We start from the raw sequence: 16,840 nt of genomic DNA, 5'->3' as shown, positions 1-16,840 counted from the left end.
AACTCTGTGCGTCGCAACGCATCAAGACTCGAGGCTTGATTCCGACTGATCAAGCTTCTAGGGTTGATCGATGTTCGTTCTGACCGTGGACCAACGCGGAAGTCGACGCGACATCGATCGCGTCGCCGACATCCTCGACCGAGCCACCGACCTGGTGCGCCCGTTCGAACGCACGGCCGGCGACGAGGTCCAGGGTGTGGCGGACGACGCGTCTGTGGCACTCGACCTCGCCCTCGACTTCCTCGAGGACGGGCACTGGAGCGTCGGGATCGGGGTGGGGGCCGTGGAGGATCCGTTGCCACGCTCCACCAGAGCGGGTCGGGGCCCGGCGTTCGAAGCCGCGCGGGACGCCGTCGACAGCGCCAAGAACGCCGTCGCCCACATCGCGGTCCGCGGCGGTGACGCCGAGTCCGCCGGCGATGCCGACGCCGTGGTGGCACTGCTGGCACTGCTCCTGGTCCGGCGCACCGAGCAGGGCCGCGCCGCGGTCGACAGTGTCCGCAGGCTCGGATCGCAGACCGCCGTCGCCGAGGAACTGTCCATCACACCGCAGGCAGTGTCCCAACGACTGGCCGTCGCGGGGTGGCAGGCCGAGCGTGCAGCACGACCGGTCGTGGCGCGGATGCTCGCGCTCGCCGATCTGCGCGCACGCGGAACGGACGCCTGATGGCGACCACCCTCGCGCTGCTCGCACTCGCGCTCTCCGCCGGAGCAGCACTGCTTCCCGCCCGACCGGTGCCGACGATCCCACCGACGGCTGCGCCGGGACGCCGCGTCCGGTGGCTGCCGCCGCTGCGCTGGTGGATTCCGGCACTCCTGTCCGCCGGGATGCTCGCACTGGCGGGTCTCGCTGCCGCGATCGCCGGCGCACCGGTCACCGGGCCACCACTCGTCGTTGCGATGGTCCTGGTCGTCGCGGTCGCCGTCACCGGCGGCACCGTCGTCGTTCCCGCGGTCTTCCATCTCGCGCGCCGCCGGCCCGAGCCCGGAGACGGCGATGCCGACGACGAGCGCCCCGTCCTGCGTGGGGGGCTCGTCATCGGCACACTCGAACGCATCGCCGTCGTGGTCGCAGTGCTCACGGGGTGGCCCGAGGGCATCGCCGTGGTGCTCGCGGTGAAGGGACTCGCGCGCTACCCCGAACTCCGCGATCCGCGGGCGTCCGAGTACTTCATCATCGGCACCTTCACCAGCGTGCTCTGGGCACTCGCCGCGGGCGGCATCGGCGCGGGTCTGGCTGCCTGACCGTCAGCGGTCCAGTTCGCGCGGTGCGTCGTCGCCCGACCCGGACCCGTCCGGCGTGGAGGCCTCGACGGCCTTTGCGGGCTCCGGAGCCGAGTCCCGCGCCGGGTTGGGTGCGGCGGCCAACGACGTGTCGACAGGCTTGCGTGCCACGGCCTCGGCGTCGGCCACCGCCCGAGCGATGGCCGGGTCCGTCTTCGTGTCGAACCAGTCGGCCACTTCCGCGGAGTCGTCCTCCGGCTTGGAGTGCGTCTCGCCCTGGTCGCTGGGCTCGAAACGGAAGACGCCGTCGTCGCCCGGCGCACCCAGATTCTTGGCAAAGCCCTTCAGGGCATCACCGAAGTCGGACGGCACCACCCACATCTTGTTCGCATCACCCTGCGCCATCTTCGGCAGCGTCTGCAGGTACTGGTAGGCGAGCAACTCGGGCGTCGGCTTGCCGGCCTTGATAGCCTCGAACACCTTCTCGATGGCCTTCGCCTCACCCTGTGCGTTGAGGTACTTGGCCGCCCGCTCACCCTGCGCACGGAGGATGCGGGACTGACGCTCACCCTCGGCGGAGAGAATGGCGGCCTGCTTGGCGCCCTCCGCGGACAGGATCTGAGACTGCTTGTCACCCTCGGCCGTCTTGATGGACGACTCACGGTGTCCCTCGGCCGTGAGGATGGTGGCGCGCTTCTCGCGGTCCGCCTTCATCTGCTTCTCCATCGACTCCTGGATGGAGGGCGGCGGATCGATGCTCTTGAGCTCCACTCGGGCGACACGCAGGCCCCATCGCCCGGTGGCCTCGTCCAACACTCCGCGGAGCTGGCCGTTGATGGAGTCACGCGAGGTGAGCGTCTCCTCCAGGGTCATACCGCCGACCACGTTGCGAAGCGTCGTCGTGGTGAGCTGCTCGACACCGACGATGTAGTTGCTGATCTCGTAGACCGCGGCCTGCGGGGTGGTGACCTGGAAGTACACGACGGTGTCGATGGACACCGTCAGGTTGTCCTGCGTGATCACCGGCTGCGGTGGGAAGGACACGACGCGCTCACGCAGGTCGACCTTCGCTCGGACACGGTCGACGAACGGCACGAGGAACGTGAGCTGCCCGGAGACCGTCTTGGAGTATCGGCCCAGACGCTCGATCACCGCGGCCTCGGCCTGCGGCACGAGCGTCACCGACTTCGCCACCACCACGGCGACGAACAGCACCACCACGGCAAGGGCGATCAAGGCGGCATAGTCACCCATCTAGGGTCCTTTCCACACGACGGCCGTGGCGCCGTCGATCTTCATCACGGTCACGGTCGTTCCGGCCGCGTACACCTCGGTGGGATCGAGCGGACGAGCCGTCCACACGTCACCGTCCAGCCGCACCGTGCCGGAGTGCTGATCGATGGCATCGAGCACCTGCGCGGATCGCCCGGTGAGCGCGGCGATCCCGGTGGGGGTCGGCGGGGGCGTCGAGAACCGGCGGGTCAGCACCGGCCGGACACCCAGGATGAGGGCTCCGGACAGGATCGCGAACACGATCGCGTCGCCCCACACGGGGAAGTCGGTCAGCGCCGAGATGCCCGCGGTACCCAGGGCCCCGCCGGCCAGCATGAGAAGGAAGAAATCTCCGGACAGCGCTTCACCCGCAGCGAGAATCACCGCTCCGACGAGCCACAGAAGTGCAACCACGAACTCCACAGTAGCGACGAACGACGAGCCCGTGGGGTGCGCGTGACCGTCGTGGGGAGATCGTTACCGACCTGTCTCCCCGTTCTCGTCACCCAGGGTGACGAAGTCGACGAGACGCTCCACCGCGCCGATGAGCGGCGCCTCGAGATCGCGAAAACTGGACACCGCACCGTAGACCCGGCGCCACCCGTCCTGCGGTGTGCCCCAACCCAACTCGCGGCAGATGCCGGTCTTCCAGTCGGTGCCGCGCGGGATCCGTGGCCATGCCTCGATGCCCACCGCGGCGGGCTTCACCGCCTCCCACACATCGATGTAGGGGTGTCCCGTGACCGTCACGTACGGGCCGAGCGACCGCGTCAGGCGGTCCTCCTTCGAACCGTCGACGAGGTGGTCGACGAGAACCCCCACCCTGCGTCCCGGCCCGGGTCCGAACTCCTGCAACCGCTCTGCCAGGTTGTCCAGTCCCTCGAGATGCTCGACGACCACACCCTCGACCCGCAGGTCGTGGCCCCAGACCCGTTCGACGATGGCGGCGTCGTGAATGCCCTCCACCCAGATACGGCTGGGCAGAGCCACTTTCGCTCGTACGTTCTCCACCCGCGTCGACCCGGAGGCCGAGCGGGTCGGAGCGACGGCACGGGTCGGCGCCGGACGCGTCAGCGTCACCGGGCTTCCGTCGACGAGGAAGGCGGCCTCGCGCATCGCGAAGAGCCTCCGTACGCCTCGGCCGTCCTCGAGCCGGACGAAGTCACCGTCGTACGTGCGCTCGAAACCCACCACGGCGCCGCAGAATCCGGTCGCCGCGTCCTCGACCACCACGTCCCGTTCGGCCGCCATCGTCGGGACCACGCGTCGCGCTCGCCTCGCGTGCCCGGCGAAGATGTCGCCGCCGTACCGGTTGTCCGCTGTCATCGTCTTCCCTCGCCCTCCGCGCTCACTCCCGGGACAGGACTGTCGGGTCACCGGGCCGTCCCACGGTATCGGCGCCGCGCACTCCCCGACCGCAGCCACGCCGGTCGCCTCCGACGCCGCCTATGATCGGACGGTGTCGTCCCCATCCTCGAGCCTCGCCATCTGGTGCGGCGCCTGGCTCGCCGGAGCCGCGCCGCCCGACGACGTGATCGATGCCCTCACCGAGTGGGCACCGTTGGCCCTCGTCGTCGCCGCCGATCCCGAGACAGCCGAGCGGCACGACCTCCCGTGGCCCACTCCTCGTGACGTCGGCATCGCCCAGTTGCTCCGAGTCGTCCGCGCCGCGGCGCCCGTCGGCGACCGCGAGGTGACCGTCGACATGGTTCTTCCCGCCCCCGGTGACGTCGCCGGGCTGCCGACCGACTCCGCGTTCTCGGCAGCCGCCGTGCTCGCGGGCGAAGGCGTCGTCATCGGAGTGCCGGGGCAGCCGGGTGTCGGACTCGTCCCCACCGACGAGGGCCCCGACGTCATGCGGTGGACGGTGTTCACCGTCACCGTGCCGGTCACCTACCAGGAGCTGGCGCTCGGGGAGATCGAGTACTCGATGCGGGACACCGTCCGGAGTGCGGCCGAGGCCCTCACCGCGGTGCAGACGGTCGACACCGGCCGTTCCGGCGGCGACCCGCACACGATGATCGCCGAGCGCCTCGCCATCGCGAGCCGCCATCGCTACCCGCCGCTCCCCGAACGCACCACCCGAGTTCTCGACACGGCCGACCGGGTGGACGCCATCCTCGCGGCCGCGCAGACGTCGGCGCCCTCGGAGGCACCCAGCAGCAGCGGTGCCGAGGCCCGCGAGGCCGTGCTCCGACCGTTGCGTCGCGCCGTGCGCGCCGCGCGACGTGCCGCCGTGCGCGCCGCCGTGGACGGATACCTGTCGCCCGATCGACGCTAGCGGTACCCCCTCGCGCGAGTACGTCCGTAGTGTCGCGATCCATGCCCGGATCACGACACTTTCGGCGTACTCGCGGGTGGGTGGTTCCCGGGATGTTCGAGCTGTCAGGCCGGGCGGCGACGCACCGGGGGCTCACAGCAGCCGGGATTGCACGGCGTTCCATCGACGGTGGTCCCGAAGGCGGGCTCGGAACCCAGACGCAGCGGCGCGGTGCCCACGGTGCGTTCCTCGACCAGCGTGCGCACGAGCCGGGCGAATCGAGGGTCCGCACCCGGGGTGCCGGCACGCTCGAGAGCGATGCCGAGTTCCTGCGCCTTCTCGACCGCCTCGGTGTCCAGGTCCCACACCACCTCGAGGTGATCCGAGACGAACCCGACCGGGCAGATCACCACGGCGTCGACGCCCGTCTCCGCCAGGGCCTCGAGGTGATCGCAGATGTCGGGATCCAGCCACGGGATCTGCGGCGGTCCCGACCGGGACTGCCACACGACGTCGAACTCGTCGACACCTGCTGCGGCGGCGCACAATCGGGACGCCTCGGTGACCTGACGGCTGTAGAGGTGGCCGCCCGCCGACGGCGGACCCGCGGCCTCGTCCGCCGAGACGGGCACCGAGTGCGCCGTGAAGACCACGCGAGCACCGGCCCGGCGATCCGCCGGAAGCCTGCCGATCGCCGCGCGGATCGCGTCGGCGAAGGCATCCACCATGAGCGGATGGTCGTAGTACTGCCGCAGTTTCGTGAGCTGCGGAGCGCCCTCCCCCACGGCGGCACGGGCGCGGGCGATGTCTTCGTGGTACTGCCGACAGCCCGAGTACCCGCCCCAGGCCGAGGTGGGGAACACCAGCGCGTTGCGCACGCCGTCGGCCTGCATCGCGGCGACGGTGTCCTCCGCCATGGGATGCCAGTTGCGGTTACCGAAGTACACCGGCAGATCGATGCCCGTGAGCGCGAACTCGGTCTCGACCGCGGCGATGATCTCGCGGTTGAGTCGGTTGATCGGCGAGACCCCACCGAAGTGGTGGTAGTGCTCGGCGACGGCATCGAGGCGTTCGGGCGGGATTCCGCGGCCACGGGTGACGTTCTCCAGGAACGGCCGCACCTCGTCCGGCCCCTCGGGCCCACCGAAGGACAGCAGCAGAAGCGCGTCGTAGGTCATGACGCCATTGTGCCGGAACCCGTTTCGGTGGACCCGAGAGGATGCTCGGATCGAGGCGAGATGTCAGAGATTCTCGGGCAGCCAGGTGTTGTGGCTCGCGCCGCCGTCGACGTAGACGATCGACCCGGTGGTCGCCGGCAGCCAGTCCGACAGCAGCGCGCAGATCGACTTGGCCACGGCCGTCGGGTCGTTGAAGTTCCAGCCGATCGGGGACGCACCGTTCCAGTACTCGTTGAGCTGGTTCATCTTGTCCGCGTCACCCGTCGCGGTACCCGCGATGGCCTTGGCGGCGAGCGTCTTGATCGGGCCCGCGGCGACCAGGTTGGAACGGACCTTCTTGGCCTCGCCGACCTCGCGGGCGACATAGCGGTTGACCGACTCGAGCGCAGCCTTCGCCACGCCCATCCAGTTGTAGAACGGCATCGCCGTGCGCGGATCGAAATCCATGCCGACGATCGATCCACCCTCGTTCATGACGGGGAGCACGGCGCGTGCGAGCGAGGCGTAGGACCAGGCAGAGATCTGGAACGCGGCGGCTGCGTCGGGACCCGGTCCCTCCAGGAACGGCTTGGAACCCGGGCCCATCAGGGTGCGCGGAGCGAACGCGATGGAGTGCAGAACGCCGTCGATGCCCTCCGGAGCGACCTCGGAGATGCGACCGGCGAGTGCGGCGAGATGCTCCTCGTTCGTCGCGTCGAGCTCGATCGCCGGCGGCACGGGCGCCGGAAGTCGCTGGGCGATCCTGTCGATCAGTCGCAGCCGGTCGAACCCGGTGATGACGACCTTGGCTCCCTGCTCCTGCGCGACCTTGGCCGCGTGGAACGCGATGGACGCGTCGGTGATGATCCCGGTGATCAGGATGGTCTTGCCTTCGAGCAGTCCGCCCATGTGCGTGTGCCTTTCGTGTGAAGTCTGGTGTGCCCGAGTCGATCGGGCAGGAGTCGGGACGAGGTGGGCTAGTGGCCCATGCCCATACCGCCGTCGACCGGGATGATCGCGCCGGAGACGTAGCTCGAATCGGGTGACGCGAGGAAGCTCACCACCGCGGCGACGTCCTCGGGAGTACCGAGTCGCTTGAGCGGGATGTACTCGCGCGCGGTGTCCCGGAGTTTGTCGTCGAGCTCGGCCGTCATGTCGGTCTCGATGAACCCGGGTGCCACGACGTTCGCGGTGATCGAACGCGAGCCCAGCTCACGGGTGAGCGAGCGCGCCATGCCGACGACACCCGCCTTGGAGGACGCGTAGTTGATCTGGCCGGGTCCGCCGGCCTGACCGACGACGGAACCGAGGAAGACGAACCGTCCGAAGCGTGCCCGCAGCATCGAGCGGCTCGCTCGCTTGGCCACCCGGAACGCGCCGGTGAGATTGGCGTCGATGACGGAGGTGAACTGCTCCTCGGTCATCCGCATCAGCAGGGTGTCGTCCGTGATGCCCGCGTTGGCGACGAGCACCTCGACGGGGCCCTGATGCTTCTCCACCTCGGTGAACGCGGCATCGACGGACGCGGTGTCGGTGACATCGCACTGCACCCCGAACAGTCCGTCCGGTGCACCCGAGCTGCGGTGCGTGACCGCGACCTTGTGGCCGTCCGCGGCGAGTCGGCGGGCCACGGCCAGGCCGATGCCCCGATTACCGCCGGTGACGAGCACGGACCGGGAGACGAATCCCCCGCCGGCCGTCGCGTCGGGTGTCGCGGACTCGGGCGCAGAGGACATACGGATGAACCTTCTCTCTCGGGGGTGCTGCTCGCAGCAACGGCCAGTCGGTGGGCGATCACGGACGTCGTCGATCGCCTCGACCCGCGCGTACTTTACCGATGCGTGTCAGGGGACTCGCTGGCGTAGTGACAATGCTGTGACAAGTCCCGCCGACACGAACAGCACTCCGGCGATCAACCAGGGCCGACTCGCGTCACCGCGGGTGGTCTCGTAGCCGATCTGCTCCTCGAGCGTGTCGTACACCTCGGTGAGTTCCTCGAGACTCGACGCCGTGAAGAAGTTGCCACCCGACAGGCGTGCGATCTCCTCGAGCGACGGGTCGTCGACGGGCACCGCGACGCGCTGGGTGTCGCCCTGCTCGTCGGTGATGTCCACCGTGCCGTAACTGGTGCCGAACGAGATGGTGGAGACCGGGATCCCCTTCGTCTCCGCCTCGCGGGCCGCCGTGTACCCACCGCGCGGGTCGTCCGGGTTCTCGGGAACGGTCTGCTTGCCGTCGGACAGCAGCACGATCCGTGCCGGCGGCGCCGCGTCCGATCCACCGAGCACCGCGCCGAGTGTCTCGATCGACTGCATCGCCGTGAAGATGGACTCGCCCGTGGCGGTCCGCTCGGCCAGCTGCAGCCGATCGATGGCCGATTTCGTCGCCTCACGATCGGTGGTCGGTGAGACCAGCACCGATGCCGTGCCCGCGAACGCGACGAGTCCGAGGTTGATGCCGGGAGTCAGGCCGTCGGCGAACTGCTTGCCGGCCTCCTGCGCCGCTGCCAGTCGCGTCGGTTGGACGTCGGTGGCCTCCATCGACAACGACACGTCGATGACCAGCATGACCGTCGCCCGATTACGCGGAACCCGTTGATCGGACGTCGGTCCGGCCAGTGCGACGGTCAGGAAGAGCAGCCCCACGAGCACGAGCGCCGTGGGGACGTGGCGCACCAGTCCGGGGCGCTGCGGTGCGACGCGTTCGAGCAACTCCATGTTGGTGAAGCGCATGGTGTTGCGCTGACGGCGGCGCTGCGCGAGCACGTAGGCCACCACCAGGCCCGCGACCACGAGGAGGAAGAGCAGCCACCAGGGTGACGAGAAATCGGACAGGCTCACCGCGTACTCGCTCCCATGCTCGCGCCGTGGCGTCGCCGGGACACGAAGCGGACGACGTCGGCGATCCAGTCGCCGTCAGTCCGCAGGGTGAGCCGAGGCGCGCTGCAGCCACGCAGGATCTTCTCGACGTTCGCGCGGTGCGCCGCAGCGGCGGCCGCGAAGTCCTCCCGCAACCGGGGTGTCGTGCTGAACTCCCGCGTCCTTCCCGTCTCCGGGTCGTGCAACACCACGTCACCGACATCCGGCAGCTCGAGGTCGCGGGGGTCGACGACCTCCACGGCCAGCACGTCGTGGCGGGCCGCCAGGGCGCGGAGCGGACGCTCCCAGTCCGTCGGACCGAGGAAGTCGCTGACGACGACCACCATGCCGCGTCGACGTTCGGGCCGTCGCAGAGCGTCGATGGCGCCGACGAAGTCGCCGCGGGTGCCGTCGGGTGCGTGCGGTGTGGTGGCCACGGTGCGGAGCAGCGACTGGATGTGAGCCCGACCGCCCCGCGCGGGGACCCGGACGACACGTTCGCCCGTCGCGACGACGGCGCCGATGCGGTTGCCGCCGCCACTGGTCAGATGCGCGATGGCCGATGTGGCCGCGACGGCGAGGTCCCGCTTCTCGCACCCCGCGGTGCCGAAGTCGAGGGAGGCCGACAGGTCGATCGCCATCCACGTCTCGAGCTCGCGGTCCGCGACGCTCTGCCGGACGTGGGGGTGCGTCGTCCGGGCGGTGACGGACCAGTCCATCTGACGTACGTCGTCGCCCGGCTGATACTCGCGTGCATCGCCCGGCTCGGAACCCGGGCCCGGGATGAGACCCAGATGATCGCCGTGCAGCACGCCGTCGAGGCGCCGACGAACAGTCAGCTCGAGGGTGCGCAGCGCAGCCGACAACCGAGGGTCCTCCAGCGATCCCGAGGCGAAGGACGGGGGCGCACCACGCAACGACTGCTGCACGGCGGGCGCGCCGAACACCGGATCACCGGGCCGGCCACCCGTGGGTGACGCCATGGTCACCGCGTGGGATCGGTCGCGGGAGTCTGCTTCTGCATCCACGGCGCCGGGCCACCCCGCTGGGGACCGTTCTGCTGGGGGCCACCCTGCTGCGACGGTCCGTCGGGACCGGGCTGCGGGGGTCCGGGCTGGAACTGCTGCGGTCCGCCCGGTCCCTGCTGCTGGGGGCCGTTCTGCAGGGGTCCGTTCTCCTGAGGAGCCGGCGCCTGCTGCTGGACCGGCTGGGCGCCGACCTGCGGCAGACCCACGGTCTGCAGGATGCGCGTGATGATCTGCTCGGGCGTGATCTCGTCGGCCAGGGCGTCGTACGAGAGCACGAGACGGTGCCGCAGCACGTCCGGCACCACGTCGAGGACGTCCTGCGGCACGACGTAGTCCCGTCCACGCAGGAACGCCAGCGCACGGGAGGCACTGATGATGCCGAGGGTCGCACGGGGTGACGCGCCGTAGGCGATCCAGCCGGCCACGTCGTCGAGGCCCACGTCGCGCGGAGTACGGGTGGCGGCGATGACGCGCACGACGTAGTCGACCAGAGCATGGTGGACGAACACGGACGCCGCGACGTTCTGTAGGCGCACCAACTCGACCGGGTCGAGGATCTGCTTGGGCTTCGGTGCCGCGACGCCCATGCGGTAGACGATCTCGCGCTCCTCCTCGACCGTCGGGTAGTCCACGACGATCTTGAACAGGAAGCGGTCGCGCTGCGCCTCGGGAAGGGGGTACACGCCCTCGTTCTCGATGGGGTTCTGCGTCGCCATGACCAGGAACGGATCCGGCATGGGGTACGTGTGACCACCGATGGAGACGTGGCGCTCGGCCATCACCTCGAGGAGAGCCGACTGCACCTTGGCCGGAGCTCGGTTGATCTCGTCCGCGAGCACGAAGTTCGCGACCACCGGGCCGAGCTCGGTGTCGAATTCTTCTTTGCCCTGACGGTAGATGCGCGTACCGATGAGGTCGGTGGGCACCAGGTCGGGCGTGAACTGTACGCGGGAGAACGAGCCCCCGACCACCGTCGCGAACGTCTCCACCGCCAACGTCTTCGCCACACCGGGAACACCCTCGAGCAGGACGTGCCCACGTGCGAGAAGCCCGACGAGGATGCGTTCGACCAGTCGGTCCTGACCGACGATGACGCGTTTGACCTCGTAGACGGCCTTCTCGAGCGTCTGCACGTCCCGAGAGATGTCGGTCGTGTCGGTCTCTCGTGACGTCACCTGTGGAACCACCGCTTTCTACCCGGACTCTGCTGCCGAGCACCACTATTGCAGGTGGCGAGGACACATGACGTTCTACCTGCTCGGACGGGGTGTCACTCCACCATGCGGACGGCGTACGGCGTCATGCCGTCGAAACGGACGGGCGACACCTTCACCACCGATCCCGACTGCGGAGCCTCGAGCATCTTGCCGTCACCGAGGTAGAGGGCGACATGCTGCGAGGCGCCCGGACCGTAGAAGATCATGTCGCCGCGGCGCATCTGGGACGACGGCACCTGCTTGCCGGCCGTGTACTGGTAGCCGGTGTAGTGCGGGAGCGAGATGCCGAGACCACCGAAGGCGTACATCATGAGGCCGGAGCAGTCGAAGCCCACCTTGTTGTAGTCGCCGTAGCTGTCGGCGACACCGCCATCGCGGATGCCCTTGGTCGGCCCGTTCTCGTTGCCGCCACCCCACGAGTAGGGGGTGCCCAACACGGACATGCCGCGGTCGATGACGAGTTCGATGGCTGCGGACCCGGTGAGCGACGGATCCTTGGTGGCGGTCCCGCGACCGCCGCCGGAAGACGTGCTTCCCGACGACGTGCTTCCCGACGACGTGCTTCCCGACGACGTGCTTCCCGACGACGAGGTACCCGAGGACGTGCCGCCCGAGGACGAGGTACCGGACGACGTGCCGCCCGACGAGGTGCCGCTCGACGTCGATCCGGTCAGGTCGGTGTGGTCGCGCTCCCCGTCCACCAACGCTGCGGCACGATCGGCGGCGGCCTGGTTCGCGGCCACCCGGGCGGCCGCGGCCACCGCTGCCTCCTGCGCTGCCTGCGCGGCTGCCGCGGCGGCGGCTTCCTCCGCCTGACGCTGCTGGTCCCACTGCGAGTACGCGTCGCGCTGTCCCTCGAGCCCCGCGGCGTCGTTGCGTGCCTGCTCCAGCTCGGCGGAGGCGCTGTCCCGCTGTGCCTCGACGGCCGCCTTCTGCGCTGCCTGCTCCTGCTGTGCGGACACGGCCGCGGCGATGGCCTGTTCCGCCTCGTCCTTCTTCGCGTCCGCTTCCGCGGAGGCACGGTCGGCCTCGATCTTGCTCTGGCGTGCGGTGGAGTCTCGGTTGGCCTCCTCGGTACGCGCCCGCTGCAGGCTGTCCAGGGTGGCGTTCTGCTTGGCGGACAGCATCCGCAGGATCTGCGCGCGATCGAGCACGTCCTGCGGCCCCTGCGCGTCCAGGAGTGAGGAGACACCGGCGGACCCGGTGCCCTTGACGTAGTCGGTGACGGCGAAGGCGTCGAACTTCTTCTGCGCGTCGGAGATCATCTGGCCGGCGTCGCGGAGGGCCTGTTGCGCGATGCCGACGGCCGCGGCGGCGGCGTCGGCGACGGTGCGAGCGTTCTGCAGGTCGACGAGGGCCTTGTTGACGTCCTCGCGCTTGACGGCCACCTGCGCGTCGATCGCGGCGAGTTGCTGGTTGGCCGAGGCGACCTGGTCGATCAGTTGACCGACTCGTCCGAGCTGGTCCCCCACGCGCGCACCCGCGGCGGCGATGTCGGAGTCGGAGGGATTGGGCGGGGGCGGCGGCACGGCGGACGCGAGACTCGGTGCGAGGAACCCCGTCCCGGACAGCAGCAGCGTCGTCGCGACGACGGCGCCCCCGATCGTGCGACGCAGAGCCCGCGATCGACCGACGTGCCGTCGACCTCCGGAGTATCGCTTCACCTGTTCGTCTCCCTCACGTCCGCAGTGCGGATTCACCCACCGCACGCGTGGGGAGGACACGACGCAGCGTGACAGGATCCCGGACCACAGCCGACAACGGCCGACCCGGGAGCAACGATCAGCCCCTCTGCGACACTTCTTCCCCAAGCAGTGCCATGCGAACCGTACGACACTTCGAACGCTTAAGGAACTCCAGTCACAAATGACACATGTGTCATTCCGCCGACCGCATCCGCGCTGATCAGGACGTTGTCCGAGAAAGATTCGTTGAGACTTTTTTGGGAACGGTCACTGCCCGTCGGGCGTGACGGCCTCTCGATCGGTGACATCTCCCGAACGATGACGGCGTTCATTCACCCACCAGGTGCCGCCGAGCACGGCGACGACCACGAGAACGAGGCCCAGAGTGATGCCGGTCCACGGTGGGCCGGGCTCGACGAGCACGTCGAGGAAGTTGTCCGCGGACTGCACCGCGTTGCCGGTGTACGCCTGATCCTGACCCGCTTCGAGCGTCACGCGATCGATCGAGTCGCTGAACGTGCCGACCTGTCCCGGACCGATCACGAGGACCGTCCCACCGTCGGTGGCACCGACTGACGTGGCGAGATCGCGGAGCTGCGAATCGAGCGGCGCCGGCGCGTCGAGCACGACGATGCTCAGGTCGATACCGTGCTCGCCGGCGCGCGCCACGACACCCTCGAGCCCGACGACGTCCTGACCCGGCGCGGCCACCCCGTCGTCCGCGACGTCGGCGAGGGTCGCCTGCAGGTCGACGAACGTCGGCACCTCGCTGATCATCGGGAGGGCGACCAGCGGCTGATCACTCAGCGGTAGGGCCGGGAGAGGAAAGAGAGACATCGTCCGTCCGTTGTCGTCGATCGCGAGGCGATGCGGCGGATCGCGAGGCGATGATGGTCGAAGTGTGTGCGCCGTCGAGCGGGACCCTACGGGACGGGACCGTCGCCGAGTCCGAGGCGCACCGAGGTGCACGGAGGCAGCCCTTCGTTGCGCCCGGAACGCTGCCGGGGAACGATGAGTGCGCACCACGGTGAGAGCGACACGGCGATTCGGCCACTCGTTCTCACAGGACAAGCGTACTGTTAGAATCGAAACACCGAGACTGCGGCGGCCTCGACGCCACCCGGGTGCACCCTCACCCACGGCGATGTCCGCCCGCTCTCGCCACGCCGTCGACACAGCCCCGTCGACGGCAGCCCAGAAGACGAGTGGAGCTGACGTGACCGCAAGTATCGATTCGTTCGGCGCCAAGGGAACGCTGGAGGTCGGAGAGAACTCGTACGAGATCTTCCGCCTGAAGGCCGTCCCCGGCACCGAGAAGTTGCCCTATGCCCTCAAGGTCCTCGCGGAGAATCTCCTGCGTACCGAGGACGGCGCGAACATCACCAAGGACCACATCGACGCGATCGCCGCGTGGGACCCGTCCGCCGATCCGAGCATCGAGATCCAGTTCACGCCGGCCCGCGTGATCATGCAGGACTTCACCGGTGTCCCCTGCATCGTGGACCTCGCGACCATGCGTGAGGCCGTCACCGCTCTCGGCGGCGACCCGGAGAAGGTCAACCCGCTCGCTCCGGCCGAGATGGTCATCGACCACTCCGTCATCATCGACGTGTTCGGCCGCGCGGACGCCTTCGAGCGCAACGTCGACATCGAGTACCAGCGCAACGGTGAGCGCTACCAGTTCCTGCGGTGGGGCCAGGGTGCGTTCGACGACTTCAAGGTCGTCCCGCCCGGCACCGGCATCGTGCACCAGGTCAACATCGAGCACCTCGCCCGCACCGTCATGGTGCGGGGCGGTCAGGCCTACCCCGACACGTGTGTCGGCACCGATTCGCACACCACGATGGTCAACGGCCTCGGCGTGCTCGGCTGGGGCGTCGGCGGCATCGAGGCCGAGGCTGCCATGCTCGGCCAGCCCGTCTCCATGCTCATCCCCCGTGTCGTGGGCTTCAAGCTCAGCGGCGAGATCAAGCCCGGCGTCACCGCGACCGACGTGGTGCTCACCGTCACCGACATGCTGCGCAAGCACGGCGTCGTCGGCAAGTTCGTCGAGTTCTACGGCGAGGGTGTGGCCGAGGTCCCCCTGGCCAACCGCGCGACGCTCGGCAACATGAGCCCCGAGTTCGGTTCCACCGCGGCGATCTTCCCGATCGACTCGGAGACCGTCGACTACCTGCGCCTGACCGGACGCTCCGACGAGCAGCTCGCGCTCGTCGAGGCGTACGCCAAGGAACAGGGCATGTGGCACGACCCCGAGAACGAGGCGACGTACTCCGAGTACCTCGAGCTCGACCTCGGCGACGTGGTGCCGTCCATCGCCGGACCGAAGCGTCCGCAGGACCGAATCCTGTTGTCGGAGTCCAAGATCGCGTTCCGCAAGGACATCCACAACTACGTGGGTGGCGAGGACGTCGACGCCACCCCGTCGAAGCTGGACGAGGCACTCGACGAGACGTTCCCGGGCTCGGATCCGGCCACGCTGTCCTTCGCCGACGACGATGCGGCTCCGCTGCACTCCGCCGCCGGCAACGCCGAGGGTCGCCCGACCAACCCGGTGCGCGTCGACTCGGACGAGCAGGGCTCGTTCGTCCTCGACCACGGCGCCGTCGCCATCGCGTCGATCACCTCGTGCACCAACACCTCGAACCCGTCGGTCATGCTCGGCGCTGCCCTGCTGGCCAAGAAGGCCGTCGACAAGGGTCTGACCAGCAAGCCGTGGGTCAAGACCTCGATGGCGCCGGGCTCACAGGTGGTCACCGACTACTACGACAAGGCCGGCATGTGGCCGTACCTGGAGAAGCTCGGCTTCTTCCTCGTCGGATACGGCTGCGCCACGTGCATCGGTAACTCGGGACCGCTCGATCCCAAGATCTCCGAGGCCATCCAGGACAACGACCTCACGGTCACCGCGGTCCTGTCCGGTAACCGCAACTTCGAGGGTCGCATCTCCCCCGACGTGAAGATGAACTACCTGGCGTCCCCGCCGCTCGTCATCGCCTACGCGCTGGCCGGCACCATGGACTTCGACTTCGAGCACGACGCTCTCGGTCAGGACAACGAGGGCAACGACGTCTTCCTGAAGGACATCTGGCCCTCGCCCAAGGAGATCCAGGACACGATCGACTCGTCCATCTCCAAGGAGATGTACACCAAGGGCTACGCCGACGTCTTCAAGGGCGACGAGCGCTGGCGCGGACTGCCCACCCCGGACGGCAAGACGTTCGAGTGGGACCCGCAGTCGACCTACGTGCGGAAGCCCCCGTACTTCGACGGCATGCCCAAGGACCCGGAAGCCGTCACGGACATCTCCGGTGCGCGCGTGCTGGCGTACCTCGGAGACTCGGTCACCACCGACCACATCTCCCCCGCCGGCAACATCAAGGCAGGAACGCCTGCTGCGCAGTACCTCGACGAGCACGGTGTCGAGCGCAAGGACTACAACTCCTTCGGCTCGCGTCGCGGCAACCACGAGGTCATGATCCGCGGAACGTTCGCGAACATCCGGCTGCGCAACCAGCTCCTCGACGACGTCTCGGGTGGCTACACCCGCGACTTCACGCAGGACGGTGGCCCGCAGGCCTTCATCTACGACGCGTCGCAGAACTACCAGAACGCCGGCATCCCGCTGGTCGTCCTGGGCGGCAAGGAGTACGGCTCCGGATCCTCGCGTGACTGGGCTGCCAAGGGCACCCGCCTGCTCGGCGTCAAGGCCGTCATCACCGAGTCGTTCGAGCGCATCCACCGCTCCAACCTCATCGGCATGGGCGTCGTCCCGCTGCAGTTCCCCGCCGGCGAGTCGGCGGCGTCGCTGAAGCTCGACGGCACCGAGACCTTCGACATCTCGGGCATCACCGAGCTGAACGAGGGCCGCACGCCGAAGACGATGCACGTCACCGCGACGAAGGACGACGGCTCTGCCGTCGAGTTCGACGCCGTGGTCCGCATCGACACCCCCGGCGAGGCGGAGTACTACCGCAACGGCGGCATCCTGCAGTACGTGCTGCGCAACATGATCGGCTGATCACCGCAGTGATCACTGCCCCGTGAGGGGAGCAGAACGCGCACGACCGCGCCGCGATACCGCGTGTATCGCCGGTTCGGTCGTGCGCGTTCTGCGATCAGCACGATGTCCCCAGCAC

Annotated in this window: 15 protein-coding genes; 4 read left to right on the top strand and 11 right to left on the bottom strand. The window is 68.9% G+C overall.

The window, feature by feature from the left end; translation table 11 throughout:
- Window positions 1–70: 70 nt before the first annotated feature.
- Both OHB23_RS14815 and OHB23_RS14810 read left to right on the top strand, forming a co-directional pair.
- Window positions 71–667, top strand: coding sequence for a hypothetical protein (locus tag OHB23_RS14815; protein WP_027505318.1), 597 nt, complete (start codon window positions 71–73; stop codon window positions 665–667).
- Window positions 667–1,245: a hypothetical protein gene (locus OHB23_RS14810; RefSeq protein WP_037185388.1), complete on the top strand. Its 579-nt coding sequence runs from the start codon at window positions 667–669 to the stop codon at window positions 1,243–1,245. Before OHB23_RS14815 ends, OHB23_RS14810 begins: the two co-directional genes overlap by 1 nt.
- A 3-nt stretch (window positions 1,246–1,248) precedes the next feature.
- Here OHB23_RS14810 and OHB23_RS14805 read toward each other — a convergent pair whose 3' ends face one another.
- From OHB23_RS14805 to OHB23_RS14795, 3 genes are all read right to left on the bottom strand, one after another.
- The gene (locus OHB23_RS14805) at window positions 1,249–2,478 is read right to left on the bottom strand and encodes an SPFH domain-containing protein (RefSeq protein ID WP_051613228.1); all 1,230 of its coding nucleotides are present in this window, start codon (window positions 2,476–2,478) and stop codon (window positions 1,249–1,251) included.
- Complete coding sequence (locus OHB23_RS14800) at window positions 2,479–2,910, bottom strand: NfeD family protein (protein ID WP_027505316.1); 432 nt, start codon at window positions 2,908–2,910, stop codon at window positions 2,479–2,481.
- Window positions 2,911–2,973: 63 nt separating this feature from the next.
- Window positions 2,974–3,822: a DUF3097 domain-containing protein gene (locus tag OHB23_RS14795; protein ID WP_056444639.1), complete on the bottom strand. Its 849-nt coding sequence runs from the start codon at window positions 3,820–3,822 to the stop codon at window positions 2,974–2,976.
- A gap of 133 nt (window positions 3,823–3,955) precedes the next feature.
- Here OHB23_RS14795 and OHB23_RS14790 point away from each other — a divergent pair, with 133 nt between their 5' ends.
- Window positions 3,956–4,777, top strand: a complete 822-nt coding sequence (locus tag OHB23_RS14790; protein ID WP_222649005.1) for a hypothetical protein — start codon at window positions 3,956–3,958, stop codon at window positions 4,775–4,777.
- A gap of 104 nt (window positions 4,778–4,881) precedes the next feature.
- Here the strand turns inward: OHB23_RS14790 and OHB23_RS14785 are convergent, their stop codons facing one another.
- The 8 genes from OHB23_RS14785 to OHB23_RS14750 all read right to left on the bottom strand — a co-directional run bounded on the left by OHB23_RS14785 (window position 4,882) and on the right by OHB23_RS14750 (window position 13,538).
- On the bottom strand, window positions 4,882–5,934 hold the full coding sequence (locus OHB23_RS14785) for a ferrochelatase (RefSeq protein ID WP_222649006.1): 1,053 nt from the start codon (window positions 5,932–5,934) through the stop codon (window positions 4,882–4,884).
- 63 nt (window positions 5,935–5,997) lie between these two features.
- Window positions 5,998–6,822 carry an NADH-dependent enoyl-ACP reductase InhA gene (inhA, locus tag OHB23_RS14780; RefSeq protein WP_222637578.1) on the bottom strand — a complete coding sequence of 275 codons (825 nt, stop codon included), beginning with the start codon at window positions 6,820–6,822 and terminating at the stop codon, window positions 5,998–6,000.
- A 68-nt stretch (window positions 6,823–6,890) separates the two neighbouring features.
- Entirely contained in the window at window positions 6,891–7,649 is a 759-nt protein-coding gene (gene fabG1 / locus OHB23_RS14775) for a 3-oxoacyl-ACP reductase FabG1 (RefSeq protein WP_037185384.1), read from the bottom strand.
- A gap of 108 nt (window positions 7,650–7,757) precedes the next feature.
- A complete protein-coding gene (locus OHB23_RS14770; protein ID WP_027505310.1) occupies window positions 7,758–8,753 on the bottom strand; it encodes a VWA domain-containing protein in 996 nt (331 codons plus the stop codon).
- Window positions 8,750–9,760 (bottom strand): DUF58 domain-containing protein, encoded by a 1,011-nt coding sequence (locus tag OHB23_RS14765; protein WP_374197736.1) that lies wholly within the window; start codon window positions 9,758–9,760, stop codon window positions 8,750–8,752. The genes OHB23_RS14770 and OHB23_RS14765 overlap by 4 nt, the downstream gene beginning before the upstream one ends.
- Window positions 9,757–10,974 (bottom strand): AAA family ATPase, encoded by a 1,218-nt coding sequence (locus tag OHB23_RS14760; RefSeq protein WP_328809788.1) that lies wholly within the window; start codon window positions 10,972–10,974, stop codon window positions 9,757–9,759. The genes OHB23_RS14765 and OHB23_RS14760 overlap by 4 nt, the downstream gene beginning before the upstream one ends.
- A 95-nt stretch (window positions 10,975–11,069) precedes the next feature.
- Window positions 11,070–12,680 carry an NlpC/P60 family protein gene (locus OHB23_RS14755; protein WP_442972986.1) on the bottom strand — a complete coding sequence of 537 codons (1,611 nt, stop codon included), beginning with the start codon at window positions 12,678–12,680 and terminating at the stop codon, window positions 11,070–11,072.
- A 288-nt stretch (window positions 12,681–12,968) separates the two neighbouring features.
- Window positions 12,969–13,538 (bottom strand): Rv1476 family membrane protein, encoded by a 570-nt coding sequence (locus tag OHB23_RS14750; protein WP_328809787.1) that lies wholly within the window; start codon window positions 13,536–13,538, stop codon window positions 12,969–12,971.
- 379 nt (window positions 13,539–13,917) lie between these two features.
- On the opposite strand from OHB23_RS14750, the gene OHB23_RS14745 reads away from it, so the two are divergent.
- Window positions 13,918–16,722 carry an aconitate hydratase gene (locus tag OHB23_RS14745; protein ID WP_308123754.1) on the top strand — a complete coding sequence of 935 codons (2,805 nt, stop codon included), beginning with the start codon at window positions 13,918–13,920 and terminating at the stop codon, window positions 16,720–16,722.
- Window positions 16,723–16,840: the final 118 nt, after the last annotated feature.

The organism is Rhodococcus sp. NBC_00294, assembly GCF_036163995.1.
In the GTDB taxonomy this organism is placed as follows: Bacteria; Actinomycetota; Actinomycetes; order Mycobacteriales; family Mycobacteriaceae; genus Rhodococcoides.
Note: the sequence above shows the minus strand (reverse complement) of the source record. Positions and strands in the feature narration are given on the sequence as shown.

Bases quoted from the DNA above. Each gene is read 5' to 3' on its own strand.
- inhA (WP_222637578.1), bottom strand. From the start codon at position 6,822: ATGGGCGGACTGCTCGAAGGCAAGACCATCCTGATCACCGGGATCATC.
- OHB23_RS14810 (WP_037185388.1), top strand. From the start codon at position 667: ATGGCGACCACCCTCGCGCTGCTCGCACTCGCGCTCTCCGCCGGAGCA.
- OHB23_RS14785 (WP_222649006.1), bottom strand. From the start codon at position 5,934: ATGACCTACGACGCGCTTCTGCTGCTGTCCTTCGGTGGGCCCGAGGGG.
- fabG1 (WP_037185384.1), bottom strand. From the start codon at position 7,649: ATGTCCTCTGCGCCCGAGTCCGCGACACCCGACGCGACGGCCGGCGGG.
- OHB23_RS14815 (WP_027505318.1), top strand. From the start codon at position 71: ATGTTCGTTCTGACCGTGGACCAACGCGGAAGTCGACGCGACATCGAT.
- OHB23_RS14795 (WP_056444639.1), bottom strand. From the start codon at position 3,822: ATGACAGCGGACAACCGGTACGGCGGCGACATCTTCGCCGGGCACGCG.
- OHB23_RS14750 (WP_328809787.1), bottom strand. From the start codon at position 13,538: ATGTCTCTCTTTCCTCTCCCGGCCCTACCGCTGAGTGATCAGCCGCTG.
- OHB23_RS14805 (WP_051613228.1), bottom strand. From the start codon at position 2,478: ATGGGTGACTATGCCGCCTTGATCGCCCTTGCCGTGGTGGTGCTGTTC.